This is a genomic window from Nocardia sp. NPDC005825 (genome assembly GCF_040630175.1).
Lineage (GTDB): Bacteria > Actinomycetota > Actinomycetes > Mycobacteriales > Mycobacteriaceae > Nocardia.
Genome location: NZ_JBEXXC010000005.1, coordinates 373,980 through 400,020, shown reverse-complemented (window position 1 = coordinate 400,020; position 26,041 = coordinate 373,980). Strand labels below are relative to the sequence as shown.

The following is a 26,041-nucleotide window of genomic DNA, read 5'->3' as shown; positions in this document are numbered from 1 at the left end:
GGAAGTTCCCGGCAGCGCTGGATTTCGGTGGATCGCACCGGATCCTGTGTAATACCCCGGATGCTTGGCCTTGGCGTGCCAACAACCGCTTTCGGGAAAGGGCGTAGGGCGTGGTCGCGACCGAATTCGAGGATCCGTTCGGCACGGCGGAATTGCGCGCCGGGGTGGTGGCCGCCTGGCGCGGCTCGCCCACCCGGTTGCGGGAGGACGCCGCCACCGAGGCGGATCTGGTGCGGGCCGGTTACCGGGACCGGCTGCTGACCGAGCTGGCCCAGAACGCCGCCGACGCGGCGATGAAGGCCGGGGTGCCCGGCCGGATCGCGGTCCGGCTGGACGGCCGCACCCTGCACATCGCCAACAGCGGTGCGCCGCTGGACGTCTCGGGCGTGCACGCGCTGACCGCCCTGCGCGCTTCCGGGAAGACCGAGGGCGCGGCCGTCGGGCAGTTCGGGGTGGGTTTCACCGCGGTGCTGACCGTGTCCGACGAGGTGGAGTTCCGGTCGACCAGCGGGTCGGTGCGGTTCTCCCGGGGCGAGACCTGGGCGCTGCTCGGCGTGCAGGGCATCGAGATCCCGGAGCAGTCCGGCGATTTCGAGCCGCCCGCGCTACGCCTGGCCTGGGCCATCGCCGAGCCGCCCGCGGAGGGCTTCGACAGCGAGATCGTGCTGCGCCTGCGCGACTCGGTGGACCCGGTCGAGCTGCTCGCCGAGATGCGCGCCGAGGCTCCCGACCTGCTGCTGGAACTGCCCGCCCTGACCAATATCCGCATCGGCGACGACGAGATCGCCTGCGCCCGGCGCGAACTGGCGGGCGGCCTCACCGAACTCACGGTCACCGGCCCGAATTCCGATGAGCGCCTGTGGTGGCAGTACCGCACCGGGCGCGCCCGCTGGCTGCTCCCGGTGCGCGACGGCCGCCCGGTCGCCACCCGCCCGGACGTGCTGCGCGCCCCCACCCGCTCGGACGAGGAACTCTCGCTCCCCGCGGTCCTCATCGCCGACATTCCCATGCAGCCCGACCGCCGCCGCCTGCTCCCGAGCGCCCGCCCGGCCGAGCTCGCGGCCGACTACGCCGCTTTCGCGCGCGCCCTCCCGCCCCGCGACCGGCTGGTCCTGGTCCCCACCCCGGGCTTCGCCCGCAGTGAGACCGACGCCGTCCTGCGTGAAGCCCTCATCGCCGAACTCCGCGACAACGAGTGGCTGCCGGTCCTCACCGTGCACCAGGATGCCGAACCCGCGCTCGCCCCAGCGGATTTCGATGCGGCGCTCATCGAACCCACGCTTGCTCCACCACCGGCCGAGGCCCCGGAACCCGGCGCTCCGGCACCGGTGGCGAGCCCCGATGCTCCCGTGTCGTCGGCCAAGCCGCGCGCCGCTCGCCCCGCCGAGCCGGAGACGCTGCCGCTGTGGGAGCTGCCCGAGGACGAATCGCCTTCCGACGCCGTCGAACCCCATGACGCCATCGGCCCCCACGATGTGGTGGCCGGTTACGGCGCGGCCGAGTCCGGCGATCTGGCCGCCGCCTCGGAGCTGGCTCGGGCCGCCGACCTGGCCGGGGTCGAGGACCTGACCGCGTCCACCGGCGCAGCCGAATTCGACCCCAGCGGGCTGGGGATGGCTGTGGATGAATCGCGCCCGGCCGGAATTCCGGCGGCCGGGGAGGTCCGGATCGGGGTGGCCTCGCCGCGCCGGGCCGGCGTCTTCACCGGCGTGACCACGGAGTTGGCGGATCTGCTGGCGGAGATGACCGGACCGCTGGTGATTCCGGAGTTGTCGGGCCGCCTGTTCACGGACGCGCTGGCGGCCCTGGATGTGCACCGGATCGGCCTGGCCCGGATCGCGGAGCTGTCCGGCGGCCTGGAACGTGCACCGCAGTGGTGGTATTCGCTGTACGACGCCCTGGAGTCGTTCGCGGTGGATCCGCTCTCGGTGGAGGAGCTGGGCGCGCTGGCCGTGCCGCTGGTGGACGGTCGGCTGGTGACGGGTCCGCGCACGGTGGTGCTGGATGACCGTCTGGAGCAGGCGATTCCGGTGCACTGGGCGCGGTTGGCGCATCCGGAGGCGGCGCACGAGCTGCTGGGCCGCCTGGGCGCGCGTCCGGCCACGCCGGAGGACCTGCTGAACGATCCGGGCCTGCAGGCGGTGCTGGAGGACGATCCCAGCGATCCCGACACCGTGGACGCGGTGCTGGGTCTGGCCGCGCATTCGCTGGCCGCGCCGGGCGCGTTGCCATCCTGGCTCGGCTTGATCGAATTGCCGGACGTGGACGGCGAATTGACGCCCGCCGACGAACTGCTGCTGCCGGGCGCGCCGCTGGACCGGGTGCTGGTCGCGGATTCGCCCTTCTCCACCGTGGATTCCGCGGTCCTGGAGCGCTACGGCTCGGAAGCCTTGCGCGCCATCGGGGTCGGCTGGGGTTTCACCCTGGTCGCCGAGTCCGATCCGACCGGCCCCGACCATCACCTCGACGACGAGGAGACCTGGTGGGAGAGCCTGGTCGAGGATCCGTCCGAGCTGGTGGCGGTCCGCGACCTGGATCTGGTGGACGACGCCGAGTGGCCGGAGGCCCTGCGCCTGCTGCTGGCCGAGGAGAGCACCCGCCGCCTGGTCGCCGACCGTGATGGCTACACCGCGTGGTGGCTGCGGCATCACGCGCACATCGACGGCATTCCGCTGGGCCTGCTGCGCCATCCGGACGACACCTTGTTCGCGGGCCTGCTCCCGCAGCTGCCGGGCTTCGGCGCCCAGGACCTGGCGGTGCTGCGCAGTGTCCTCGCCGATCCGGAGGTGCTGACGCCCGCGCTCGCCGAGGAGCTGCTCGACGCGCTGGCCGATCCGGCGAGAGTGCCTACGCCCGAATCGATTTCGCAGACCTACCGCCGTTTGGCGGAGGCGTTGGACGCGGGCCGGCTGGACACCGAGGACCTGGTGCTGCCGGGTCAGGTGCGCGCGCTGAGCGGTGAGGTGATCCCGGCCGCCGACGCGCTGGTGCTGGACCGCCCGTGGTTCGGTCCGGCGCTGCCCGCGGATCGCCTGGTGGTCGGGGACATGGCATGTGCGCGTCCGCTGGCCACCCTGCTGGATCTGCCGCTGGCCTCGGAGGCGGTGACGGCGGAGGTGGTGAGCACGGGTCGCGAGACCAGCTGGACCGCGGATCCGCTGGGTGTGCTGTTGCGCCTGCAGTTCGATATGCCGCTTCCGGCAGGCGATCTCGTGGTGCACGACGAGTTGCGGGTCCGGTTGACCGGCGCGTTCGAGGCCACGGTCGAGGTGGCGTGGTGGCGCGAGGGCGATGTCACCCATGTGCAGGGGCAGCCGCAGAACTTCTCGCGTCGCTGAGATCGGGTCCGGCGCGGGCGATCACGCTGCCCGCGCCGGAGGAGAAGGTGAGCCGGGTCAGGCCGCGTGGGCTGCCACGGTGGTGGCGAGAACGTCCAACTGCTCACGGACGGCGGCGCTGTCGTTGTCGACCAGCCAGCGCAGCACGATGCCGTCGATGGTGGCGAGGATGAAGCGGGACAGGGTGCCGACCGGAACGGTCCACTGGCAGTCGGTGGCTTCGCGGGCGTGCTCGAAGATGTCGGCGACCGTGGAGTCGTTGAAGGTGTATTGCTCGCGGGCGATGGCCAGTTTGGCGGGGGTCTGTTCCCCTTCGCGTAGCGCGTAGGTGGTGGTCTCGTAGGTGAGTAGTTGTCGTTCCGGGGTGGCTTCGATGTTGAGCCACATGAGTTCCAGACCCGCGCGTATCAATTGCTGGAAGGCGGCTTTTCCGGTTCCGACGTCCTGCCATACGGTTTCGTTGGCGTCGACGGAATCACGCAATTCCATCGAAAGCGCCTTGACCAGCTCGGTCATCAGCTGATCTTTGTTTTCGAAACAGTAATGCACCACACCGAGGGAAACACCGGCTGCCTGCGCGACATCGCGGGTGGTAACCCCGGCCACGCCCTTTTTTTCGGCAAGGCCGATGGCTGCCTCGATAAGGTGGGCCCGTCGTTCTTCGACGCTCAATCGGGAGGACACTCCAGGGAGTTAAGCCTCCGAGGCGCGTACAGTCAATTCGCAGGCTACACAAGTTTGCTTGGCACGCCTGTTGGTCAGATGACCAGTCGCTTCCCCGTGCTAATCCAGACCGAGTTGTGCGCCTTTATCACCCCGACGCGCACTCCGCCGCTGAATCGCGAAGATGGTGTAGGCCAGCAGTCCGACGCCCAATCCCATCAGGCACACCGGCCGCGCGGTCGCCCACGCGTCGTTCAGCCACACCGCGACGGTCGCGATCAGGAAACCGATGGCGCCCACCAGGAGTACGGGACGCGGATCGGTGAAGCGCGGCGGAATCTCCGGGACGGTCGGCGGGGTCACCCCCTCAGACTAGAGGGCGCGAGCCGTTCCGGTGGCGCGCCGGGGCGCTCGGCGCTGGACCGGGCGAACCGGCGACCCCCGCGCGGGCGTTCCCGTATCGTTTGCCTCTGTGACAACGCCTTCCGACATTCGAGCGCTTGCCGGTGAACTCTCGCTGGCGGTGGTGCGCTTGACTCGGCATCTGCGGGGCCGGCGGGCCGATGCCCAGATTTCGCTGACGCAGCTGTCCGCGCTCGCCACGCTGAATCGGGAGGGCGCCATGACCCCGGGCGCGCTGGCCGCCAAGGAGCGGGTGCAGCCGCCGTCCATGACCCGGGTCATCGCCTCGCTGTCGGAAATGGATCTGGTGGAACGCAATCCGCACCCCACCGACGGACGGCAGATCATCGTGTCGCTGTCGGACGCGGGCCGGGCCTTGATAGCGGACGAGAATCAGGCCCGCGAGGCGTGGATGACCGATCAGCTCTCGCAGCTGACGCCCAGCCAGGTCGGCGTGCTCCGCGAAGCGGTCGGCATCATGAAGCAGATCGTCGACGAGTCGGAGTAACGCGTACCGACTCGTCGGGGCGCCCTAGTAGCCGAAACGTCGGTCGCTGTCGACGATTTCGCGGCCCAGGGGGAACAGCGACACCGGGATCAGCTTGAGATTCGCCCAGGCGAACGGGATTCCGATGATGGTGATCGCGAGCGCGATGCTGGTCATCAGGTGTCCCAGCGCCAGCCACCACCCGGCCACCACGATCCACACGATATTGCCGAGCATCGACCCCACACCCGCGTCCGGCTTCTCCACGGCTTCGCGGCCGAAGGGCCAGAGCACGAAATTGGCGATGCGGAACGACGCGATGCCCCAGGGGATGGTGATGATCAGGATGCAGCAGATCAGCCCGGCGATCACATAGCCGATGGCCATCCAGAACCCGACCAGCACGAGCCACAGGATGTTCAGGATCAACTGGATCGGTTTCACGGTTCCAGCATGCCAGCGGGTGCGGGCCCGCACCACCGGGAAAACCCTGACTCTCCAGTGGTGGCCCTGGCCGGTAAACGGCGAAACCCGGCAGATTTTCCTTTCCGTGAAACAGTGCACTGCTAATCTCACGCTATCTTGGCTTTGACCAGTTCAAGATGCTTTCCCAATTTCGGGAGAAAGTGTGGGCACACTTTGAGCAACGTCAAACGACTATCCGTGGGCCTCACTGCCCTGGCGCTCGCCGCCACCGGCGCGCTGGTCGGGTGCAGTAACGCCGACTCGGCGAGTTCGGACTCGAATTCCAGTAGCGAGGCCAAGGCCGGCGGCTCGGCCGGGTCGGGTCCGGCGCGTAACCCCTATCTGGCCGCCGACCATTACTCCATCACCCATCTGGATTCCGCCCAGTCCGACAGCTTCCCGGACCCGATTCCGCGCGGAACCTTCCACATCGATCCCAAGGCAATGCCGCGGGTGCCGGTCGGACCGGTCAGCATCATGACGCTGGCCTCGACCTCCGACAAGTACCGCTGGATCTCCTCGACCCAGGGCGTCCGCTACGTCGATGTGTCCGACGGCGGATTCGAACAGGTGGCCGGGCTGGACACCCCCGGCAGCGTGCCGCTGTCGCAGCAGGCGCTGGACCAGGTCCTGGATCAGACCTACGGCGACGCCGGGCAGATCCAGGCCGCCATCGGCCAGAACTGGCCGGGCGTGGACTGGACCCGCATCGCCAATGGCGTCTACAGCCTCGTCGACAAAGACAACCGGGTCTACTACAACACCTTCGACTCCCAGCTCTACATCTTCGGCCTGAAGAACAAGGACAAGCCGGAGGACGGGATCGAGGTCGTCAAGCACGTCGATCTGAAGCAGTACCTGGGCACCGGCGTCACGACGCTGGGCATTCCGGAGAACATCGTCGGCGTCAGCATGACCTACGACGGCCACGTGATCGTCGCGTCCTCGCGCGGGCTGATGGCCTTCGACCGCGACCTCGACGGGACGCCGCAGCAGATCCGATTCGGCGACGACGAGACCGTGTCGAACTCGATGGCCAATGACGAGAACGGCGGCATCTACATCGCCAGCGACAAGGTCATGCGCAAGGTGGTGTGGACCGGCAGCAAACTCTCCACCGAGGAGAGCGACGGCGCCTGGTCCTCGCCCTACGATTTCGGCCGCCAGCCCCCGGCGGTGAAATTCGGCATCGGCACCGGATCCACGCCGACCCTCATGGGCTACGGCAAGGACAACGACGAACTGGTCGTGATCACCGACGGCTCCGACCACATGAAGCTGGTCGCGTTCTGGCGCAACAAGATTCCGGAGGGCTTCACCCAGAAACCGGGCGCGAAGTCCAACCGCATCGCCGACCAGATCGAGGTGACCGCGGGCCTGCCCGACCCGAAGCCGGAGTTCATCCAGTCCGAGCAGTCGGTGGTGGTCAACGGCTACGGCGCGTTCGTGGTGCAGAACATCGGCACGGGCGGCGAGCCGGACCGCTTGACCGATGTGCTCGCCAACGGCCCGGTGGACACCCCGCCGCACGGTATGCAGCGCTTCGAATGGGATCCCGCCGCGCACAAGTGGAATTCGGTCTGGGAGCGCGGTGACGTGACCTCCACCTCCATGGTCCCGGCCACCTCCACCGACACCGGGATCGTATTCGTCAACGGCTACAGCAAGGCCGACGGCTGGGAGGTCACCGGCCTGGACTGGAAGACCGGAGAAACGGTGCACCGCACCATCTTCGGGCAGTCCAACCTCGGCAACGGCGCGTACGCCATCGTGGAGGGCCTCCCCAACGGCGACCTGCTGTTCAACAGTGTCGGCGGACCCTTCCGGGCGAAGATCGCCGGCAAGTAAGGACATTCGGCCTCGTCCCAGGGCCGGGTGGGAGTCAGTGGCCGGGCGGCACCCTCGGGTGCGGCCCGGCCACTGCCCGTTCCGGGCTCAGAAGAACCAGCCGAGCTCGGCTTCCCGCTCGGCGGTGAACGCCTCGTCGAAGGTCCGCAGCAACGCCGCGTCCTTGACCTGGATCCGGTTGGCGGCGGCGTAGACCCGGGCCCGGTAGCCGCCGAAGTAGAGGCTGCCGAGCACGTCGATGCCGAGTTCCAGATCCGGGTTGCGGTCGGTGGGCGCGCATTCGGCGATCCCGTCGCGCACCCGCAGCGCGAAGGTGCCGCCCGCGTCGCGGAACGGATCGTCCACGGCCAGCACCACATCCAGGTCCCGCTGATACGTGCGCGCGGTCAGCGCGGCGGGCACGTCCATGAGGCGGGTCCACAGCGTGTCGTGGCGGCCGACGACCTCGATCAGGCGCGGATCGGTGACCAGGAAGGGGAGCGGATCCCCGTCGTGGGTACTGGCCTTGATGTCGTGCACCAGGTCCATGCTCAACAGCACCCGCCACAGCGCGATGTGGGCTTCCGGTGTGACAGTGCGCATTTCGCGGACGGTGGCGGTGTTCTTGTAGTCGTGCCAGGAGCGGCGCAGGATGGCGTACCCGTCCGGGTGGATCAGGAAGAACTGCGGCGCGCCGTCCTCGTTCTGCACCGATTCCGCGAAGATCCGCTGCTGCCACCGGGCTTCGGGACGCACCTGCGCACCGGGCGTGAGTCGTCGCCAGCGGTCGTAGATCTCGGGCAGGACCTGCTCGGCCTCGGCCAGGGACGCGACCCGCACGCCGCCGGGATCCGGTGTGGTGGGCCGGAATTCGGCGGTGCGCCCGCGGATCGAGAGGTCGAGCTCCTGGATCGAGGGCCCGTAGCCGAAGCGGCCGTAGATGCCGCCCTCGCTGACGGTGAAGATGGTGAGCGGCAGGCCCTCGGCCTCGATGCGCTCGTGCAGGGCGGTGTAGAGCGCCCGCAGAATGCCGCGCCGCCGATGCGTGGGCGCGACCGCGACGCCGGTGACGCCACTGGCCTGGACGGTGCGCGGACCCGGCACCGTGACGGTCATGACGCGGTCGTTGACGTGCCCGACGAGACGATCGCCGTCGACGGCGACCAGGGCTCGTTCGGTGGGGAAGATCTGCGGCCCGAACTCGACGTCCGCCGGACCGCCACGCATGCCGAAGCCCATGTCCATCAGCTGGACGAGTTCCGGCCGTTCCTCAGCTCGTGCCGAACGCACGGTAATGCCATTCGTCGATGCCATTCCCCGAAGATCCCAGGATTTCCGGTTCCCCGCATCCGATTTCTTCGGGGGCCAGCTGCCGCCCCCGCCGCGGCAGCTGACCCCCGTGAGAACAAGAGTGCCGCCCCGCGCCAGCGAGATCCTTAACAAGTCCTTGTCAAGGACAGGTCATTGTCAACGAGAAATCCCCGCCGCCACGAGGTGTGACGACGGGGATTTCTCGTGAAAAGCGTTCGGGCACAGGACCCGAGGGATCAACGGCCGTTGATCTCCACGTAGTCGCGCTCGCCGTAGCCGGTGTAGATCTGGCGCGGACGGCCGATCTTCAGCGGCTCGCGGTGCATCTCGCGCCAGTGCGCGATCCAGCCCGGCAGGCGGCCCATGGCGAACAGCACGGTGAACATGCGGGTCGGGAAGCCCATGGCCCGGTAGATGACGCCGGTGTAGAAGTCGACGTTCGGGTACAGGCGACGCTCGATGAAGTACTCATCGGTCAGGGCCGCCTCTTCGAGGGCCTTGGCGATGTCGAGCAACTGGTCGTCGCCGCCGATCTTGGCCAGGATGCTGTCCGCGACCTGCTTGACCAGCGTCGCGCGCGGGTCGTAGTTGCGGTAGACGCGGTGCCCGAAGCCCATGAGCTTCACGCCGTCTTCCTTGTTCTTGACCTTGCGGACGAACTCCTTGACATCACCGCCCTGAGCCTTGATGTCGTCCAGCATCTCCAGCACGGCCTGGTTGGCGCCGCCGTGCAGCGGGCCCCACAGCGCGTTGATGCCGCCGGAGACGGAGGTGAACAGGTTGGCGTCCGACGAACCCACCAGGCGCACGGTCGACGTCGAGCAGTTCTGCTCGTGGTCGGCGTGCAGGATGAGCAGCATGTCCAGCGCCGCGGCGATCTCCGGGTCGACCTCGTAGGGCTCGGCCGGGAAGCCGAAGGTCATCCGCAGGAAGTTCTCGACCAGGGACAGCGAGTTGTCCGGGTAGAGGAACGGCTGGCCGACCGACTTCTTGTACGCGTAGGCCGCGATGGTCGGCAGCTTGGCGAGTAGTCGGATGGTGGACAGCTCGACCTGCTCGGGGTCACGCGGGTCCAGCGAGTCCTGGTAGTACGCCGACAGCGCGTTGACCGCGGAGGACAGCACCGGCATCGGGTGCGCGTTGCGCGGGAAGCCGTCGAAGAACCGCTTCAGGTCCTCGTGCAGCAGGGTGTGCCGGCGGATCCGGTCGGTGAAGTCGTCGAGCTGGGCCTGGGTCGGCAGCTCGCCGTAGATGAGCAGGTAGCTGACCTCGATGAAGGTCGACTTGCCCGCCAGCTGCTCGATCGGGATCCCGCGGTAGCGCAGGATGCCCGCCTCACCGTCGATGTAGGTGATCGCCGACTTGGTCGACGCGGTGTTCATGAAGCCGGGGTCGTAGGTGACGTACCCGGTGCTGGCCAGCAGCTTGCCCAGGTCGATTCCGTCATTGCCCTCGACAGCCTTGGCGACGGTCATCGGGTACTCGCCGCCCGGGTATTGCAGTACCGGCTTGGCGTCGTCGTCGACGTTGATGATGTTCTCAGCGGGCACGGAAGGATCCCTCTCAGGCTTGAAACCGTAGGCATCGACGCGGGTGACACACGATGCGCTTGTACTCAACGCTAGCCGCTGTCCACTACGCCCGAGTAATGAGGGTGTCCCTTGACTACCTCACAGTCACGTCGTTCGCAGGTGAGGCGAGCGGCGGTCATGTGCTATGCGCATGAACACCGGGCCTCAGGCGACCGGCACCTCCGAATGGGCACGTGCCACCCGGTAGCGCACGAACGCGGGAAATGCCACGACGGCCAGCATCGTGCCGACCACGACGAGCACGCCGCCGCCCGCGGCGGTCACCGCGGTACCCACCGCCGCTGCCGCGAAACCGTGCGCAACATCACCGATGCGCGGTCCACCCGCCACGACAACGATGAACACACCCTGCAGCCGCCCGCGCATCTCGTCGGTCGCCACCGACTGCAACATGGTGGTGCGCAGGGCTGCCGAGAACATGTCGACCGCGCCGCCGAAGGCCAGGCAGGCCAGCGCGATCCAGAGCGCCAGGGTCATGCTCAGCCCGTGCCCGACCAGGCCCACGGCCAGGCCGAATCCGACCATGCCCAGACCCCACAGCACGATGCAGACCACCACGGCCAGGCCCTGCCGCCGCACCCGCGACAGCCAGCCGGAGAACACCCCGCCCAGCACCGCGCCCACCGACATGGCCGCGAACAGCAGGCCCAGAGCCGTTCCGCCCGAAGCGGAGTCGCCGAAGCTGTCCTGGGCGATCTGCGGGAACAGGGCGCGCGGCATGCCGAACACCATGGCCACCACGTCCACCGCGAAGGAGGCCAGCAGGATGCGCTGGGTGGCCAGATAGGCGAAGCCGTCGAACACCTCCCGCAGCCCGGCCCGGCGCGCTTCGCCGTGCGGCGGGATGGGCGGCAGTTTCCAGGTGGCCCACAGCGTGGCCAGCAGCGCGATGGCGTCCAGCAGGTACAGCGTGGACAGGCCCGCGAGCGGAATCAGCATGCCCGCCAGTACCGGTCCGGCGATCGCGCCGAACTGCATGACCGTCATGCTCAGCGAATTCGCCGCGGGCAGCTGCTCGGGCGGCAGCAGGCGCGGGTAGATGGCGCTGCGGGCGGGCTGGTTCATGGCGAAGAACGCCTGCTGCGCCGCGAACAGGATCAGCACCAGCCACACGTTGTTCAGTCCGGCCGCGGCCTGCGCCCAGAACGCGAGCGCGGTCAGGCCGGTGCCCGCGGAGGTGACGAGCAGCATCTTGCGGCGGTCCATGGCGTCGGCGAGCGCGCCGCCCCAAAGTCCGAAGACGATGAGCGGGACGAGGCCGAACAGTCCGGCCAGGCCGACGTAGGAGGAACTGTGGGTGATGTCGTAGAGCTGTTTGGGGACGGCTACGACGGACAGCTGCGCGCCGATCACGGTGACGATGCCGGTGGTCCAGAGCCTCCGGTAGTCGGGATTCCGTAATGGAGTTATGTCGGCGAGCAGCTTCACCGACTTATTTTGGACCGATCATCCCATCATTTGAACGTGAGATATCCAACTCTTTCGGGGCCTTGCCGGGGCATCAGGGTTGGAGGCGTTCGACTTTCATGGCCGACACGTCCGAATTGCCCGGCTCCACGGTCACCCGGATGCGGTTGTGCATGCGGCTGCGGCGGCCCTGCCAGAACTCGACGGTCTCCGGCCGGATCTGGAAGCCGCCCCAGAACGGCGGCACCGGAATGTCGTCCACGTCGGCGAACCGGGCCTCGGTCGCGGCCATGCGCTCGTCCAGCTCGGCCCGCGAGGCGATGGTCCGCGACTGCTCCGAGGCCCACGCACCCAGCCGCGAGCCCCGCGGCCGCGACTGCCAGTACACCTCGGTGGCCTCGGCGGGCACCCGCCGCACCGGGCCGCGCACCGTCACCTGCCGCCCCATCGCCTGCCAGACGAATGTGGCCGACGCGTACGGGGTTCGGGTCAGCTGACCGCCCTTGAGCGAGTCGTAATTCGTGTAAAAAGTCACACCCTCGGGAGACAGGCCCTTGCACAACACGGTTCGCGAGGACGGCCGCGGACCGGTCTCGGTGATCTCGACCGTGCTCAGCACCATCGAGTTGGGGTCGGTCAAACCGGCGCGGGTGGCGTTCTCGATCCACTTGCGCAGCAACGGCTCCCAGCCGTCGGTCAGCCAGGTCTCGTCGAGGTCGGTGTCGAGGTCGGGATGGTTGTCGCCCTGATCGACTCCGTACTCGACTCGCAGGGTCGCGAGATCGAGGGCAGACGTGGTGAATTTCTCCTGGTCAACCATGGGCCAGACGTTACTCCGGAGTAATGCGGGGGTTAAGCTCCAGGTGATCGGCGTGGCTGCTCAGGGATCGGGCAGCCCGACATGCAAGGAGAGTCACAACATGACTGCCAGCGCTGCGGTACCCAATGTCGTCCCCGACGGCTTCGTGAGCGGTCTCGAAGGCGTGGTGGCCTTCACCACCGATATCGCCGAACCGGACAAGGACGGCGGTGCGCTCCGGTACCGCGGCGTCGACATCGAGGACCTGGTCGGCAACCGGGTCACCTTCGGTGACGTCTGGGCCCTGCTCGTGGACGGCGAATTCGGCCGCGGCCTACCGCCCGCCGAACCGTTCCCGCTCCCCATCCACACCGGCGACGTCCGCGTCGACGTGCAGGCCGGTCTGGCCATGCTGGCCCCGATCTGGGGTTACGAGCCGCTGCTCGACATCGACGACGACACCGCCCGCGAGAACCTCGCCCGGGCCTCGGTCATGGCGCTGTCCTATGTCGCCCAGTCGGCGCGCGGCATCTACCAGCCCGCCGTGCCGCAGTCGAAGATCGACGAATCGGCCACCATTACCGAGCGGTTCATGACCCGCTGGAAGGGTGACCCGGACCCGCGCCACATCGAGGCCATCGACGCCTACTGGGTGTCCGCCGCCGAGCACGGCATGAACGCCTCCACCTTCACCGCCCGCGTCATCGCCTCCACCGGCGCCGACGTGGCGGCCTCGCTGTCCGGCGCCATCGGCGCCATGTCCGGCCCGCTGCACGGCGGCGCCCCGGCCCGCGTGCTCCCGATGATCGAAGCCGTCGAGAAGTCCGGCGACGCGCGGGCTCTGGTCAAGGGCATCCTGGACCGCAAGGAAAAGCTGATGGGCTTCGGCCACCGCGTCTACCGCGCCGAGGACCCGCGCGCCCGCGTGCTGCGCGCCACCGCCCAGCGCCTGGACGCCCCGCGCTTCGAGGTGGCCGCCGCGCTGGAGCAGGCCGCCCTGGCCGAGCTGCGCGAGCGTCGCCCCGACCGCGCCATCGAGACCAATGTCGAGTTCTGGGCTGCCGTGATCCTGGACTTCGCCGAGGTCCCGGCACACATGATGCCCGCCATGTTCACCTGTGGCCGCACCGCCGGCTGGTGCGCCCACATCCTGGAGCAGAAGCAGCTCGGCAAGCTGGTCCGCCCGGCCGCCATCTACACCGGCCCGGCCCCGCGCAAGCCGGAGACCGTCACCGGCTGGAACCTGGTGTCGCACAAGTAGAGTGCGCTGAACGAACAATGGCCCGCGGCGAGAATTCGCCGCGGGCCATTGTCTTTCGTCCTACGCCTTGACGACGATCGTCCCCACGATCTTGTCGCTCAGGGTCTGCTTCTTCTCATCCCAGAGCGGCCACAGCCAGCCCAGGTAGCAGGCCAGACTGTTCACATTTCCGGCGAAGTAGCGCACGATGGCCATGCCGAAACCGATTGGCTGGCGGGTTGATTCGCGGATCACGCGAATGCCGAGCGCCCGCTTGCCGACCGTCTGGCCGGTCGTGCCCTCCTGGTAGGCGAAGAACAGCGCGGTGCCGATGACCGCCACGAAGCCGATCAGGGCGCAGATGATGCCCAGGGCGTTCATGGTCCCGGCGTCACACCGGGTGTAGCCCGAGTACTGGCTGGTCGTGCAGGTGGGCTCGGAGGTGCCCACGGTATTGGCGAGGATGGTCAGCAGCAGGAACGGGCCCCCGATGATCAGCCCGTCCAGCAGGCGTGCGCCCGCGCGTGCGCCCCAGCCCGCATACTCCGCTCCGAACCCCCCGAACGGAGCGTAGCCGGGCTGAGGTGCACCGAACGCGGGTTGCGGTGCGCCATAGGGTGACTGGGGAGCGCCGTACGCCGGCTGCTGCGGTGCGCCGTAGCCGGGCTGGGGTGCGCCGTACGCGGGTTGCGGTGCGCCGTAACCCGGCGGCGGGGCCGCGTAACCGGGCTGGGGCGCGCCGTAGCCCGGGGCGGGCTGATCGGCGGGCGGGTAGCCGTACCCCGGCTGCTGCTGCGGGTACGGGTTGTTCGGATAAGTCAATGCGCTTCCTTGCAAAAGGGTTGATTCGGTCGGGCAGGCTACAGTCTGGGGCACTCGGGCACTCGATATGAAACGGAAATCGATCACACTCGCGCACCCGGGATCGGCAGCGCGCGGACGCGGAGACCGGATGGCGCCGGAAAATGCGGACACGCTGTGAACGATGCGAGATTGCCCATTTACCTGCTGAGGGTCCGGCACGGATCTGCGGCTACGCGCGCACCTGCTGTGAATCGTGTGGTCGAACAATGGATTACGGATGCCCCAACTGCGGTGGCGAATTGGTTGCCAGACCGCGACGGCGGCAAGAATCCTGATTCAGACCGTGGATTGCGCGCCGGGATTCACATAACCTGCTCCGGTGCTCGACGCAGGACTGTCCAGGCGCGGCTTCTTCGCCGCGGGCGCGGCGCTCGCCGCGGGCCTCGCCACCGCCGGATGCGGTGTGGCGAACGGCAACTCGTCCGACCGCATCCTCGACCCACCTCGCGGCGCCGCCGATCCGGCCGCCGCGCCGGCCCGGCTACCCGTCTCCACGGTGTCCCCGGACGCTGTGGCGGCCAAGTACGCGGGCCGCACCCCGAAGGCCTGGGGTGTCGACGTCGACGGCATCCTGACCGGCTTCAACCCGTCCGGCAAACAGTTCGCCGTCACCTTCGACGCCTGCGGCGGGCCCGGCAACAACGACATCGACGAGAACCTGCTCGCCTTTCTACAGGCCCAGCAGATCCCGGCCACCCTGTTCCTGAACAAGCGCTGGATCGACGCCAACCCGGCCCGCGCCGGGCAGCTGGCCGCCAACCCGCTGTTCGAGATCGGCAATCACGGCACCGCGCACTGCCCGCTCTCGGTGAACGGCCGCGCCGCCTACGAGATCAAGGGCACCGCCTCCGCGCAGGCCGCGGTGGACGAGGTGTGGGGCAACCACCAGCGCATCGCCGCCCTGACCGGGCGCGGGCCGCGGTTCTTCCGCGCCGGCACCGCCCACTACGACGAGGTGGCGGTGTCGATCGTGCAGGACCTGGGGGAGACCCCGGTCGGTTATTCGGTGAACGCGGACTTCGGTGCGACCGCCTCGGCCGCGCAGGTGCAGTCGGCGATGTCGGCGGCCAAGTCCGGCGGCATCTCGCTGGCCCACATGCATCGGCCCAAGTCGGGCACCGGTGCGGGCATGCTGGCCGCGCTCCCGGCGCTGAAGGCCAACGGCTTCCAATTCGTGCATCTGCCTTAGCGCTTCGAACTCGCCAGTGCTTCGAACCCGCCACCGGCGCGACGGTCAGTTGCGCCGGGAGGCCGCCCAGTCGACGGCCACGGATTCGCCGCGATCCACGGTGAAGAACGCCACATCCAGGTGACGGCCCAGATCGACCAGCTCCAGCGCCGAGAGCGGCACCGGCTGCACCACCCGCACCCGCCACGGGCCGGGCTCGTCCCAGGCGCGCAGTTCCAGATCCAGCCGCAGCACCGGATCGTCACGCCCGGTGTAGTCGGCCGCGACCGGGGTGGCGGCCAGCACGGTCGCGCGGGCGCGACGGCCGTCGGACAGGATCTTGGCGATATTGGTGCGCGAGGTCTCCTCCGGCGCGGGCAGATACAGCACCGCCCGATCGGGATCGCCGGGATCGACCCGGCAGCAGACGAGGTCGCCGGGCTGCATCCACTCCCGATCGGCGGCGGCGGCCCGCTGCCGGACCCGGGTCTCGTAGCCGTGCCGGCCCTCGATCTGGACGCGTACCCAGAACTCCGGGGCGGGCTCGTCGTCGCGGACGCCGAGGATGGTGGCCGTGCCCTCCATGCCGTGCAGCAGCAGCGCGCGGCGGGCGGCATCGTCGAGAACGGGACCCCGCCGGCTCAGGCCGCGTGAGCCGAACTGCGAGGACAGGCGGGCCAGCAGACCCAGACGCGGCCCGTTGCCGGGCCGCGCGGAATCCGCGGGCGTCCCGGGGGCGGGAGCGGTCTGCTGGTCGGATGCGGTGTTCGGTCGCCTGTCCGCGGCCATGTCCATGGTGCTGAACCGTAGTGCGTCTGTGGCGAGCCACACAGCGATACGCGCCGTTTGTCGAACCCGCTGGCGAGATTGTTTTTTCACCCCGGACCCGGCCGTGAGCGCGGGTGATAGCCCCACTACCCTTGTCGCCATGACCTCTGCGTTCCCGACCATCCCCGACGATCTCAAGCCCGCCGACGGACGGTTCGGTTGCGGCCCCTCCAAGGTCCGCCCCGAGCAGCTGCAGTCCCTGGTGGATACCGGCGCTTCGGTGTTCGGTACCTCGCACCGGCAGAAGCCGGTCAAGGACGTGGTGGCGCGGGTGCGCTCCGGTCTGCGCGACCTGTTCTCCCTGCCCGACGGTTACGAGGTCGTGCTGGGCAACGGTGGCACCACCGCGTTCTGGGACGCCGCCGCCTTCGGCCTGATCCGCGAGAAGTCGCTGCACCTGAGCAACGGCGAGTTCTCGTCGAAGTTCGCCTCGGTCGCCAAGGGCAACCCGTTCATCGGTGACCCGATCGTCGTGAAGTCGGAGCCGGGCGACGCCCCCGAGCCGACCTCGGACCCGTCTGCCGACCTCATCGGCTGGGCCCACAACGAGACCTCGACCGGTGTCGCCATCCCGGTGTCGCGTCCGGCCGGTTCCGAGCACGCCCTGGTCGCCATCGACGCCACCTCCGGCGCGGGCGGTCTGCCGGTGAACATCGCCGACACCGACGTGTACTACTTCGCCCCGCAGAAGTGCTTCGCCTCCGACGGCGGCCTGTGGATCGCGCTGATGAGCCCGAAGGCCCTGGAGCGCGTGGAGGAGATCAAGAACTCGGGTCGCTGGACCCCGGAGTTCCTGTCGCTGCCGATCGCGATCGACAACTCCACCAAGGACCAGACCTACAACACCCCGGCGCTTGCCACCCTGTTGCTGTTCGCCAACCAGATCGAGTGGATGAACGGCAATGGCGGTCTGGACTGGGCCGTGAAGCGCACCGCCGACTCCTCCTCGCGCCTGTACTCGTGGGCCGAGACCAGCGAGTACGCCACCCCGTTCGTCGGCAACCCGGCGCTGCGCTCGCAGGTCGTGGGCACCATCGACTTCGCCGAGAGCGTGGACGCCGCGCAGGTCGCGAAGGTGCTGCGCGCCAACGGCATCGTGGACACCGAGCCGTACCGGAAGCTGGGTCGTAACCAGCTGCGTATCGGCATGTTCCCGGCCATCGACCCCGACGATGTGTCGCAGCTGACCCGCTGCGTCGACTGGGTCGTCGAAAAGCTCGGCTGATCAGTAGAAATGGCATCTGACCGGGCGAACGCGCCTCGCGAAACCCGGTTTCGGAGCTGAGGCGAATCGATCACACTAATGCGGCGCGGAAGTCTGGGAACAGATTTCCGCGCCGCGTGTCTTGCCCCATGATTCACAGAAGTGCACTACTGTTCCAGAACGTGGGCGGTGTCGCGAGCCTAGCTATAGCTGTGAGTTGCGCAGCGAACAGGAGGTAACGGTGCGTGAACTTCGAGTAATCGGATTGACGCCCGATTCCACGCATATCGTGTGCATCGATACTGAGAGCGGCCAGAAGTACCGGCTTGCCGCCGACGATAAACTGCGCGCTGCTGCACGCGGAGATCTTGCCCGATTCGGCCAAATCGAGATCGAAACGGAAGCCACGATGCGCCCTCGCGATATCCAGGCTCGTATCCGTGCCGGCGCCTCGGTGGAGCAGGTCACCGAAGAGTCGGGCATGCCGCTGTCGCGGGTCGAACGTTTCGCGTATCCCGTTCTGCTGGAACGCGCCCGGGCCGCGGAGCTGGCGCAGAAGGCGCACCCGGTCCGCAATGACGGCCCCGCCGTGGAGACCCTGATCGAGATCGTGTCGGCCGCGTTCGCCGAGCGCGGCCACAATATCGAGGTCGCCGAATGGGACGCCTGGAAGGACGAGAAGGGCTACTGGGTGGCCCAATTGCAGTGGCAGGCGGGCCGTTCGGTGATCGCCGCGCACTGGCGCTACCAGCCCGACGCGCACGGCGGCTCCGTAGTGCCGCTCGACGATCCGGCCTCCGACCTCATCGACCCCGACTTCGGCCGGGCCCTGCGCGGCCTGGCGACCATCCTGCCGGACCAGACCGACCCGGTGGTGGAGGCGGTCCCCGCGACCGCGCCCGCGGTGCGTGAGGAGCGCGGCTCCGACTACGAGCCGGCCCCGACGCGAGTCGCCCAGCAGCAGAACGTGGATGACTACTACGAGCAGCGCGCCGCGGTCGGTGACGGCACCGTGCCGGTGACCACCGCGGCCGCTCCGGCGCCCGCTCCCGCTCCGGCTCCGGCCGCGAAGGAACCGGCGGCTCCCGCGCAGCCCGCGACTCCGGCGGCGACGGCCCCGGCGCCGCCCGCCACCCCGCCCGCTCCGGCTCCGGCCGCCGAGCCCACGCCGGAACCGGCGCCGGCCCCGGCTCCCGCGCAGCCCGCGGCGAAGTCCAACGCGCAGAAGCCGAATCGGGCCAAGCGTGGCGGCAAGGCGCCGATGCCGTCCTGGGAGGACGTGCTCCTAGGCGTGCGCAGCTCGGGTCACTGACCACGGTCGGTTCGGGTCGCTGACGCCTTGTCGATCTTCACGAATGCCGGAGGGTTGCTGATCTTCCGGCATGTCGTTCGTCGCCGCGCCGCGAAACGGCATTGGCAACAGCCGCATTTCGGGCTGTCGCGGGGGTAGATTCAATCCTGTTGGCGGGTCGGTCCCGGCCGATCGATGTCGGCTCCGACCGGCCGCTATGCGTTGCTCAAAAGTAGCCAGTGCGCGAGGGAGGTGACGTCGGTGCCATCAACGGTCTCATCCCTGTGGTACGTCGACGCCCCCGATCCGGTGGCCGTGCTGCGCGCGCATCCGGGACCCGATCCCGATGCCGCCTTCGCGCTCGCCCGGCAGCTCAACCCGGACCGGGACGTGGTGCCCGCCGCCTCCGGCAGCATGAAGGTATGGGCGGGCCCGGACCCCGAATCCATGTACATCGGTTGCTATCCCGGCGTCACGGTGGTGTGTTCCACCCAGGCCGCGCTGCCGCGGCCCACCCGGCTGCCGGAGCTGCTGGTCCGCCCGCTCGCCTCCGATCAGACCTACCTGGTCTCCTACGACCTGTCGCTGGGCTGGGGCGCGTTCGCGCATTGGGAGCGTGGCGAATTCCGCCGCTCCTTCAGCGCGACCCGGGTCAATATCCTCGAGGACGAGGGCATGCCGCGAGTCTGGGAGCGGTCGTACTGGGCGGGTGAGCATCCGATCGTCCTCACCCCCGGCCAACTGCTCGACCCGCAGCTGCTGCCCTTCGATCCGCCCGCCTTCGCGGACGCCGCCAACGAGCAGTGGCTCGGATTCCGTTACCGCGGCAAAACTTCCGCGGACGGCCTGACCCCCGACCAGATCGAGATCTGCGGATTCTCGCTGTACCCCAAGGGTGAAGCGCCGCGGCTGGACAGCGCACCGGAACCCCCGATCGAGCACGGCAACGGCAGGCGCGGACTGTTCGGCTGGCTGCGTGGCCGGGACCGCGTCTCCTGACCGAATTCTCCCGGGCCGGTTCAGGACAGCAGCAGGCTCAGCCAGGCCACCAGCACGCCCGCGCCGAGTCCCGCGATCACCCAGCGGGTCACCGGAGCGAACCGCCAGCGCCAGGCCGTCGGCGCGGCCCCGCCCACCGCGATCAGATTGACCACCACCGACAGCAGCGGATGGATCTGCGCCAGCGCCGCCCCGAAGGCGTACACGCCCGTCGCGGTCAGCGCCGCCACCATGACGACCACGGCGATGCCGCTGGCCCACGGCGTGGGTTCGGAATATCCGTATCCGTACGGTCCGTCGGGCGGATGACTCACTGCGCACGCACTCTCTCGTAGAAGGCCATGGCGGCCGCTGTCGCCACATTAAGCGAATCGGTGCCGGGAGTCATAGGGATGCGGGCCCGAATGTCGCTGGCGCGCAGGGTCTCCTCGGTCAGGCCGGGGCCTTCCGCGCCGAGCAGCAGCGCCACCCGGTCGCCGGTCATGGCGGTGGCGAGGGTGCCCGCCTTCGGGTTCGGGGTGAGCGCGACGATCTGGAAGCCGCGCTCGCGCAGCACCTCCAGGCCCGCCGGGAACGGCGGCAGCTGGGCGAACGGCACCCGCAGCACGTGCCCCATGGACACGCGCACGGCGCGCCGGTACAGCGGATCCGAGCAGCGGTCGCCGAACAGCACCGCGTCCGCGCCGAGTCCGGCCGCGTTGCGGAAGATGGAACCGATGTTCTCGTGGTCGTTCACACCCTCGAGCACCGCGACGGTGCGCGCGTCCTCCAGTACTTCCGCGGCGCCGAGTTCACGCGGCCGATAAGCCCCCGCGAGCACGCCCCGATTCAAATGGAATCCCACGACCTCGGCCATCACCGCGGCACTGGTCCGGTAATACGGAATATCCACCGCCGCGAGATCCTCGCGCAGCTGCTCATATCGGTTCGCGACTCCGAACAATGCGAACGGCGTGAACCGCGAGGCCAGCATCCGCTGCACCACCACCACGCCCTCCGCGATCACCAGGCCTTTTCCGCCCGGCAGGTCGGGCCGGCGATCGGCGTTATTGAGGTCGCGGAAATCGGCGACCCGCGGATCGGCGGGGTCGTCGATATCGATCACTTCGGACACGCGCCCATTTTCGCCTCCGGCCGGGGCGGCCGAATGGGCGGGGCATAGGGTAGATCACGTTCCGATCCCCTAATCGAAGAGGACAGCCCATGAGCAGCAAGCCGGAAATCGAGTTTCAGGACGGCCCCGCCCCCGCGGAGCTCGTGATCAAGGACCTCGTCGTGGGTGAGGGCAGTGAAGCCAAGCCCGGCGACACCGTCGATGTTCACTACGTGGGTGTCGAGTACGACTCCGGCGAGCAGTTCGACGCCTCCTGGGACCGTGGCGAGTCGATCGTCTTCCCGCTGCGCGGCCTGATCCAGGGTTGGCAGGACGGCATCCCCGGCATGAAGGTGGGCGGCCGTCGCCAGCTGACCATCCCGCCGAAGCTGGCCTACGGCGAGGCCGGTCGCGGCCACCAGCTTTCCGGCAAGACCCTGGTCTTCGTCATCGACCTGCTGGACGTCGTGAACTGACGCCTCCTGGTCGCTGAAATACATGTGCCCGCCGCGCATTCCGCGCGGCGGGCACTGTTGTCTTCTGTGCCGGATCTCAGACCTTGACCACGATGCTGCCGATGATCTTGTCGGCGAAGGTCTGCCGCTTGGCGTCCCAGATCGGCCACAGCCAGCCGATATAGCAGGCCAGGCTGTCCACGAAGTGGCAGAGCTGGCGAACGAAGGCCATACCGAAGCCCAGCACCTGGCCGTCCGCTTCGCGAACGAGCTTGATGTTGAGCATCTTCCGGCCGGGGGTCTGGCCGGTGGTGCCCTCCCTATAGATGAGCCAGAGCGCGCCGACCAAGGCGATGAGGGCGCCGACGACGATGAGGGCGATGCCCGCGCCCGACAGCCCGCCCGAGCAATTGGTGCTGTAGGAGGTGTCGGTCTGCTCGGTCACGCAGTCGGCGTCCTTGAACCCGATGGCGAAGCCGAGCCCGTAGAAGATGGCCGCGGGCACGAACACGATCAGCCGGTCGATCAGGTACGCGCCGACCCGCGCGCCCCAGCTGGCGTAGGGCGGGGCGGGGTAGGCGGCGTAGCCCGGCTGGTAGCCGTAGCCCCCGGGCTGCCCGGGGACGCCGCCGGGCGGTTGCTGGCCGTAACCGGGAGGTGGTTGCTGCCCGTACCCAGGTGGCTGCTGCTGCCCGTACCCGGGTGGCTGCTGCCCGAAGCCCGGCTGCTGCGGCTGCTGCGAGTAGGGATCGTTGCCGTAGGTCATCGGTTCCTCCCCAAGAGGATGCGGGGGTATGGCCCCCGCATTGTCTCCCGAATCGCTAGCCGACGATGGCGTTCATGATGGTTCCCGCGCTGGTGGCGGTCGCGCCGCCCAGCATGGCGTTGGCGACCATCTTGGGCGAGGCCGAGCCGCCGCCCCACTTCTCCCAGGCGAAACGCCCGCCACCGTAGGTGATGGCCGCGATGCCGGACATCTGGGTGAACCAGGTGAAGTACCGGAACATCTTCATCATCTTGTCCGCCATGGGCGGGGTTTCCGCGGTGGGATTGCCGAGCTGGGCCAGAACCGTGCCGTACATGTCGTGTGCGGCGATCAGCATGCTCACGATCGTTTCCTCTCCGATACCGGGCGCTGAGTGGAGCCAAGATGCGGATGAAGCGGACGAGCTCATGAAACGGGTCGATTAGAGCAATTCGGGCACAGTGTACTCCGGCGAACCGCCGATCGTTGCTGATTGTTTGCGAACGTTATTTTCGAATGATGTCCACGGGATCGGTGAGGGCGGCCGCGATCACGGTCTGCTGCGGCACGCCGAGCTGGGGGAGCGCGCCCATGGCCTGGTTGGTCTGATTGCTCAGAAGCTTGGTGACGGACTGCAATTGGGCCACACCGCCGGTCAGCGCCTGCATGGCGGTGACCAGCTGGGCGCCGGCCTGGTCGGCGATCGCGGGAATGCTCTGCGCCAGCGACGCGCCCTGATTCAACTGGGCGCTTGCGTCATTCAGTCGTCCGGCCGCGTCGCGGAGGAGCTGCCCGACCGTGGTATCCGGAGTGACCTGCGTGCCTGTCAGATTCGCGAAGCCGCTGAGCTGGACATCCGCCTGATTCGCGATGGTGCGCAGACCCTGCAGCTGGGTGATCACACTCGCCAATTGCGGATCCGTCGCGATCGGCAGCCCCTGCAACAACGGCACCACCACGTTCAGTCCGCCCGACAGCGCGCTCGCCGCCTGCGAGACCTGCCACATGGTGACGCCGGTCGAATCCAGCGCCGTGGCAAGCTGATTCGCCTGCGTGGTCGCCGCCGACAGGGTGGTGTTCAGGGCGTCGATTCCCGAAGTCAGCTGCCCCGCACCGGCTTTCGCCTGTGCCAGGAAATCGGTCAGCTGATCCGCGCCGCCGGAGAACTGCTGCGCGCCGTCCGCGGCCGCCTGCACGCCCGCGCTCAGCATGCCCGAGGTCCCGGCGATCTGCGACACCTGCAGGCGCGCGGTGTTCATGGTCGAGAACAAGGTGTCCAGCCCGGCCGCGCTGACCTTCTTGGTCACCTCGCTCACCGCGTCGTTGACCAGGTTCGGGTCGGCGCGGTCGTGCGTGGCCACGGTGACCTGAGCCTTCTTCGGCTTGTCGGTGACCAGGGAGTTGATGTCGGCGGTCAGGTCGGCCGGCAGCGTGATCACCGCGGCGTAGTCGGTGGGGCTCGCCTCGTCGACGACCTCCCAGTGCCGGATTCCGCTGGCCTGCAAGTCCTTCGCGATGCGCGCGCCCAGCGGCCCGGAATCGCCGTTGACGAGCGCGACCGCCGTGGGCGCGGTCCGCAGGCGGCCGATGCCGACGACGCTCGCCGCGACCGCGGCGGCGAGCAGCAGGACGATCAGGACCCAGCGAGCACGTTTTCCGAACACGATTCAGACCGTAGAGGCCGGGTATGTCCGCTGCTCTGATGGATGTCTGAGAGTTCGGTAAAGACCGGTGCGTTCACATCCGCGCGGGTGGCGGCGGCCACGCCCCGCGATCGGGGAGCTCCAGCACCAGCCGCACCCCACCCAGCATGCCGTCGTCGAAATAGGCGCGGCCGCCGTGCAATTGGGCCTGCTGCGCCACCAGCGCCAAACCCAGCCCGGACCCGCCCTTGGTGGCCTGACTGCCCCGGAAGAAGCGCGCGAACACCTGCTCCCGCTCGTGGACGGGCAGACCGCGGCCGTTGTCGTCGACGGTGATCACGATGCGTCCGTCGGGCGCGCGATGCGCCGTCACCAGCGCCTCGGTGGCCCCGCCGTGCCGCGCGGAGTTGGTGAGCGCGTTGTCCACCGCCAGCCGCAGCCCGGTGGGCAGGCCCCGGGTGACGAGCTCGGCGTCGGCCTCGATCCACACCTTCAACTGCGGGAAGTGCCGCATGGCGTCGTGCGCGGCGGCGTCGCACAGCTCGACCACGTCGGTGACCACGTGGTCGCGTTCATGGGTGAGGTCGCCGGCGGCCAGCCGTTCCAGCGCGGCCAAGGTGGTCTCCACCCGGTTCTGACCGCGTTGCAGGTCGGTGAGGATCTCGCGGCGCTGTTCCTCGTTCAGGTCCAGGGTGCTGAGCACCTCGAGGTCGGTGCGCATGGCGGTGAGCGGGGTGCGCAGTTCGTGCGCGGACACCGCCGCGAAATCCCGGGCGGTCTCGAGTGCGGTGGCGGTCTCGGTCTGTGCCCGATCCACCCGCTCCAGCAGGGTGTTGACGGCCTCGGCGAGCTTGTCCGCCTCCTTCACGCCCGAACCGTCCACCGAGAGCGGGACTTCCGATTCCCCGGTGGGCCCGCGCTCGTCGAGGTCCCGGGTGAGTTTCACGATGGGCCGCACCGCGCGCCCGCCGAACAGCCAGCCCAGCCCCGCCGACGCGGTCACCGCGAGCGCCGCGGCCAGGTACACCCAGCGCCGCTGCTCGTTGATGGTCTTCTCGGTCTGATTGGTCGGAATGCCCAGGGACACAACCTGTCCCGCGGGCTGCGCCTCGGTGGTGGTGAGCACCCGGTAGGCATTGCCGTCCACGGTGACGGTGGCATTGCCGACCGGCAGCACCGGCAGTTTCACCGGTGTACTGGCCAGCGCGCGGTCGTTCATGCGGACCGTCAGCGCCATTTCCTTGTTGGGCGCGAGAATGTCGACCACATTGACCGCGAAGACCGGCTGGATCAGCACCAGCCGCGACACCATCGACAACTGCTGATCGGCCTGGGCCATATTGCTGCGGCCGATGGCGTAGATGGTGATCCAGCTCAGGATCGCCACGATGACGGTCGCGCCCAGTGCCGCGGCGGCGGCGACGCGCACCCGCAACGTGTAGGACCAGCGGCGGCGGCTGCCCCGGGACGCGGAAGGGCCCGCCGCGGAGGTCATTTCGGCGCCCGCAGGACGAAGCCGACGCCACGGATGGTGTGCAGCAGGCGCGGCGTGCCCTCGACCTCGAGCTTGCGCCGCAGATAACCCACGAACACGTCCACCACATTGGTGTCCGCCGCGAAGTCGTAGCCCCACACCAGTTCCAGCAGCCGTTCCCGGCTCAGCACCACCCCGGCGCTGCGGGCCAGCGTGGACAACAACTCGAATTCGCGCTTGGTGAGCTCGATCTCGGTGCCGTGCAGCAGCGCCCGATAGCCGGCGACATCGACTTCCAAGGGCCCCACGGTGATCCCGCCCGGGATCGCGGACGCCGGTGCGTCACTGCGCCGCCGCAGCAGCGCCTTGATCCGCGCCACCAGCTCGGCCAGCACGAACGGTTTGACCAGGTAATCGTCGGCCCCCGACTCCAGCCCGGCGATGCGGTCGTCCACCGAACTGCGCGCCGACAGCACGCAGATCGGCACCTCGTTGCCCATGGCCCGCAGCGCGGTCACCACGCCCGCCCCGTCCAGGATCGGCATGTTCATATCGAGCACGACCGCGTCCGGGGCGAATTCATTGACACTGCGGAGCGCCGCCGCCCCGTCCCGGGCGATCACCACCCGGAAACCGGACAGCCGGAGCCCGCGCTCGACCGATGCGAGCACATCCTCATCGTCGTCGACGACCAGGACTGTAGGTACCTCACCGCGTTCGACCACGGGCTCCATTCTGGCAGCCGG

The 26,041-nt window shown here is 68.7% G+C and carries 26 protein-coding genes; 10 read left to right on the top strand and 16 right to left on the bottom strand.

What is annotated here, in order from left to right; translation table 11 throughout:
* Positions 1-110: 110 nt before the first annotated feature.
* Positions 111-3,338 carry an ATP-binding protein gene (locus tag ABZ382_RS16840; protein WP_357089476.1) on the top strand — a complete coding sequence of 1,076 codons (3,228 nt, stop codon included), beginning with the start codon at positions 111-113 and terminating at the stop codon, positions 3,336-3,338.
* Between the two features lie 57 nt (positions 3,339-3,395).
* Here ABZ382_RS16840 and ABZ382_RS16835 read toward each other — a convergent pair whose 3' ends face one another.
* Together ABZ382_RS16835 and ABZ382_RS16830 are read right to left on the bottom strand one after the other, a co-directional pair.
* Positions 3,396-4,022, bottom strand: a complete 627-nt coding sequence (locus ABZ382_RS16835; protein WP_357089473.1) for a TetR/AcrR family transcriptional regulator — start codon at positions 4,020-4,022, stop codon at positions 3,396-3,398.
* 99 nt (positions 4,023-4,121) lie between these two features.
* A complete protein-coding gene (locus ABZ382_RS16830) occupies positions 4,122-4,364 on the bottom strand; it encodes a DUF2530 domain-containing protein (RefSeq protein ID WP_357089470.1) in 243 nt (80 codons plus the stop codon).
* A 109-nt stretch (positions 4,365-4,473) separates the two neighbouring features.
* On the opposite strand from ABZ382_RS16830, the gene ABZ382_RS16825 reads away from it, so the two are divergent.
* Positions 4,474-4,911: a MarR family transcriptional regulator gene (locus ABZ382_RS16825; protein ID WP_357089467.1), complete on the top strand. Its 438-nt coding sequence runs from the start codon at positions 4,474-4,476 to the stop codon at positions 4,909-4,911.
* A gap of 24 nt (positions 4,912-4,935) precedes the next feature.
* On the opposite strand, the gene ABZ382_RS16820 is transcribed toward ABZ382_RS16825, so the two are convergent.
* Positions 4,936-5,325: a YccF domain-containing protein gene (locus ABZ382_RS16820; protein WP_357089933.1), complete on the bottom strand. Its 390-nt coding sequence runs from the start codon at positions 5,323-5,325 to the stop codon at positions 4,936-4,938.
* 228 nt (positions 5,326-5,553) lie between these two features.
* Here ABZ382_RS16820 and ABZ382_RS16815 point away from each other — a divergent pair, with 228 nt between their 5' ends.
* A complete protein-coding gene (locus ABZ382_RS16815; protein WP_357089465.1) occupies positions 5,554-7,203 on the top strand; it encodes a hypothetical protein in 1,650 nt (549 codons plus the stop codon).
* 87 nt (positions 7,204-7,290) lie between these two features.
* Here the strand turns inward: ABZ382_RS16815 and ABZ382_RS16810 are convergent, their stop codons facing one another.
* The 4 genes from ABZ382_RS16810 to pdxH form a co-directional block, all read right to left on the bottom strand.
* The gene (locus ABZ382_RS16810) at positions 7,291-8,496 is read right to left on the bottom strand and encodes a GNAT family N-acetyltransferase (RefSeq protein ID WP_357089463.1); all 1,206 of its coding nucleotides are present in this window, start codon (positions 8,494-8,496) and stop codon (positions 7,291-7,293) included.
* Between the two features lie 233 nt (positions 8,497-8,729).
* Positions 8,730-10,043, bottom strand: coding sequence for a citrate synthase (locus tag ABZ382_RS16805; protein ID WP_357089460.1), 1,314 nt, complete (start codon positions 10,041-10,043; stop codon positions 8,730-8,732).
* A gap of 186 nt (positions 10,044-10,229) precedes the next feature.
* On the bottom strand, positions 10,230-11,513 hold the full coding sequence (locus ABZ382_RS16800) for an MFS transporter (RefSeq protein ID WP_357089458.1): 1,284 nt from the start codon (positions 11,511-11,513) through the stop codon (positions 10,230-10,232).
* Between the two features lie 73 nt (positions 11,514-11,586).
* Positions 11,587-12,312, bottom strand: a complete 726-nt coding sequence (gene pdxH / locus ABZ382_RS16795) for a pyridoxamine 5'-phosphate oxidase (RefSeq protein ID WP_357089455.1) — start codon at positions 12,310-12,312, stop codon at positions 11,587-11,589.
* 100 nt (positions 12,313-12,412) lie between these two features.
* Between pdxH and ABZ382_RS16790 the strand changes: the two genes are divergently transcribed.
* Positions 12,413-13,552, top strand: a complete 1,140-nt coding sequence (locus tag ABZ382_RS16790; RefSeq protein WP_357089453.1) for a citrate synthase 2 — start codon at positions 12,413-12,415, stop codon at positions 13,550-13,552.
* A 60-nt stretch (positions 13,553-13,612) separates the two neighbouring features.
* Here the strand turns inward: ABZ382_RS16790 and ABZ382_RS16785 are convergent, their stop codons facing one another.
* A complete protein-coding gene (locus ABZ382_RS16785; RefSeq protein ID WP_357089450.1) occupies positions 13,613-14,353 on the bottom strand; it encodes an RDD family protein in 741 nt (246 codons plus the stop codon).
* A 143-nt stretch (positions 14,354-14,496) separates the two neighbouring features.
* Between ABZ382_RS16785 and ABZ382_RS16780 the strand changes: the two genes are divergently transcribed.
* On the top strand, positions 14,497-14,670 hold the full coding sequence (locus tag ABZ382_RS16780; RefSeq protein ID WP_357089447.1) for a DUF1272 domain-containing protein: 174 nt from the start codon (positions 14,497-14,499) through the stop codon (positions 14,668-14,670).
* A 44-nt stretch (positions 14,671-14,714) separates the two neighbouring features.
* Positions 14,715-15,584: a polysaccharide deacetylase family protein gene (locus ABZ382_RS16775; RefSeq protein ID WP_357089445.1), complete on the top strand. Its 870-nt coding sequence runs from the start codon at positions 14,715-14,717 to the stop codon at positions 15,582-15,584.
* Between the two features lie 45 nt (positions 15,585-15,629).
* Here ABZ382_RS16775 and ABZ382_RS16770 read toward each other — a convergent pair whose 3' ends face one another.
* A complete protein-coding gene (locus ABZ382_RS16770; protein ID WP_357089443.1) occupies positions 15,630-16,358 on the bottom strand; it encodes a hypothetical protein in 729 nt (242 codons plus the stop codon).
* A gap of 133 nt (positions 16,359-16,491) precedes the next feature.
* Here ABZ382_RS16770 and serC point away from each other — a divergent pair, with 133 nt between their 5' ends.
* From serC to ABZ382_RS16755, 3 genes are all read left to right on the top strand, one after another.
* Positions 16,492-17,616 carry a phosphoserine transaminase gene (gene serC, locus ABZ382_RS16765; RefSeq protein ID WP_357089440.1) on the top strand — a complete coding sequence of 375 codons (1,125 nt, stop codon included), beginning with the start codon at positions 16,492-16,494 and terminating at the stop codon, positions 17,614-17,616.
* Positions 17,617-17,836: 220 nt separating this feature from the next.
* Complete coding sequence (sepH, locus tag ABZ382_RS16760; RefSeq protein WP_357089437.1) at positions 17,837-18,907, top strand: septation protein SepH; 1,071 nt, start codon at positions 17,837-17,839, stop codon at positions 18,905-18,907.
* Between the two features lie 240 nt (positions 18,908-19,147).
* The gene (locus ABZ382_RS16755; protein ID WP_357089434.1) at positions 19,148-19,885 is read left to right on the top strand and encodes a hypothetical protein; all 738 of its coding nucleotides are present in this window, start codon (positions 19,148-19,150) and stop codon (positions 19,883-19,885) included.
* Between the two features lie 20 nt (positions 19,886-19,905).
* On the opposite strand, the gene ABZ382_RS16750 is transcribed toward ABZ382_RS16755, so the two are convergent.
* Complete coding sequence (locus tag ABZ382_RS16750; RefSeq protein WP_357089431.1) at positions 19,906-20,199, bottom strand: DUF2537 domain-containing protein; 294 nt, start codon at positions 20,197-20,199, stop codon at positions 19,906-19,908.
* A complete protein-coding gene (locus tag ABZ382_RS16745; RefSeq protein ID WP_357089428.1) occupies positions 20,196-20,999 on the bottom strand; it encodes an RNA methyltransferase in 804 nt (267 codons plus the stop codon). The genes ABZ382_RS16750 and ABZ382_RS16745 overlap by 4 nt, the downstream gene beginning before the upstream one ends.
* An 89-nt stretch (positions 21,000-21,088) precedes the next feature.
* Here ABZ382_RS16745 and ABZ382_RS16740 point away from each other — a divergent pair, with 89 nt between their 5' ends.
* Positions 21,089-21,454: an FKBP-type peptidyl-prolyl cis-trans isomerase gene (locus tag ABZ382_RS16740; RefSeq protein ID WP_357089426.1), complete on the top strand. Its 366-nt coding sequence runs from the start codon at positions 21,089-21,091 to the stop codon at positions 21,452-21,454.
* Between the two features lie 76 nt (positions 21,455-21,530).
* Here the strand turns inward: ABZ382_RS16740 and ABZ382_RS16735 are convergent, their stop codons facing one another.
* The 5 genes from ABZ382_RS16735 to ABZ382_RS16715 all read right to left on the bottom strand — a co-directional run bounded on the left by ABZ382_RS16735 (position 21,531) and on the right by ABZ382_RS16715 (position 26,020).
* Entirely contained in the window at positions 21,531-22,199 is a 669-nt protein-coding gene (locus ABZ382_RS16735) for an RDD family protein (protein ID WP_357089423.1), read from the bottom strand.
* A gap of 55 nt (positions 22,200-22,254) precedes the next feature.
* Complete coding sequence (locus ABZ382_RS16730; RefSeq protein WP_357089931.1) at positions 22,255-22,536, bottom strand: hypothetical protein; 282 nt, start codon at positions 22,534-22,536, stop codon at positions 22,255-22,257.
* 148 nt (positions 22,537-22,684) lie between these two features.
* A complete protein-coding gene (locus ABZ382_RS16725; protein ID WP_357089420.1) occupies positions 22,685-23,842 on the bottom strand; it encodes a hypothetical protein in 1,158 nt (385 codons plus the stop codon).
* Positions 23,843-23,915: 73 nt separating this feature from the next.
* Positions 23,916-25,316 carry a HAMP domain-containing sensor histidine kinase gene (locus tag ABZ382_RS16720; RefSeq protein ID WP_357089418.1) on the bottom strand — a complete coding sequence of 467 codons (1,401 nt, stop codon included), beginning with the start codon at positions 25,314-25,316 and terminating at the stop codon, positions 23,916-23,918.
* Positions 25,313-26,020: a response regulator transcription factor gene (locus tag ABZ382_RS16715; RefSeq protein WP_357089415.1), complete on the bottom strand. Its 708-nt coding sequence runs from the start codon at positions 26,018-26,020 to the stop codon at positions 25,313-25,315. The genes ABZ382_RS16720 and ABZ382_RS16715 overlap by 4 nt, the downstream gene beginning before the upstream one ends.
* Between the last annotated feature and the right edge of the window lie 21 nt (positions 26,021-26,041).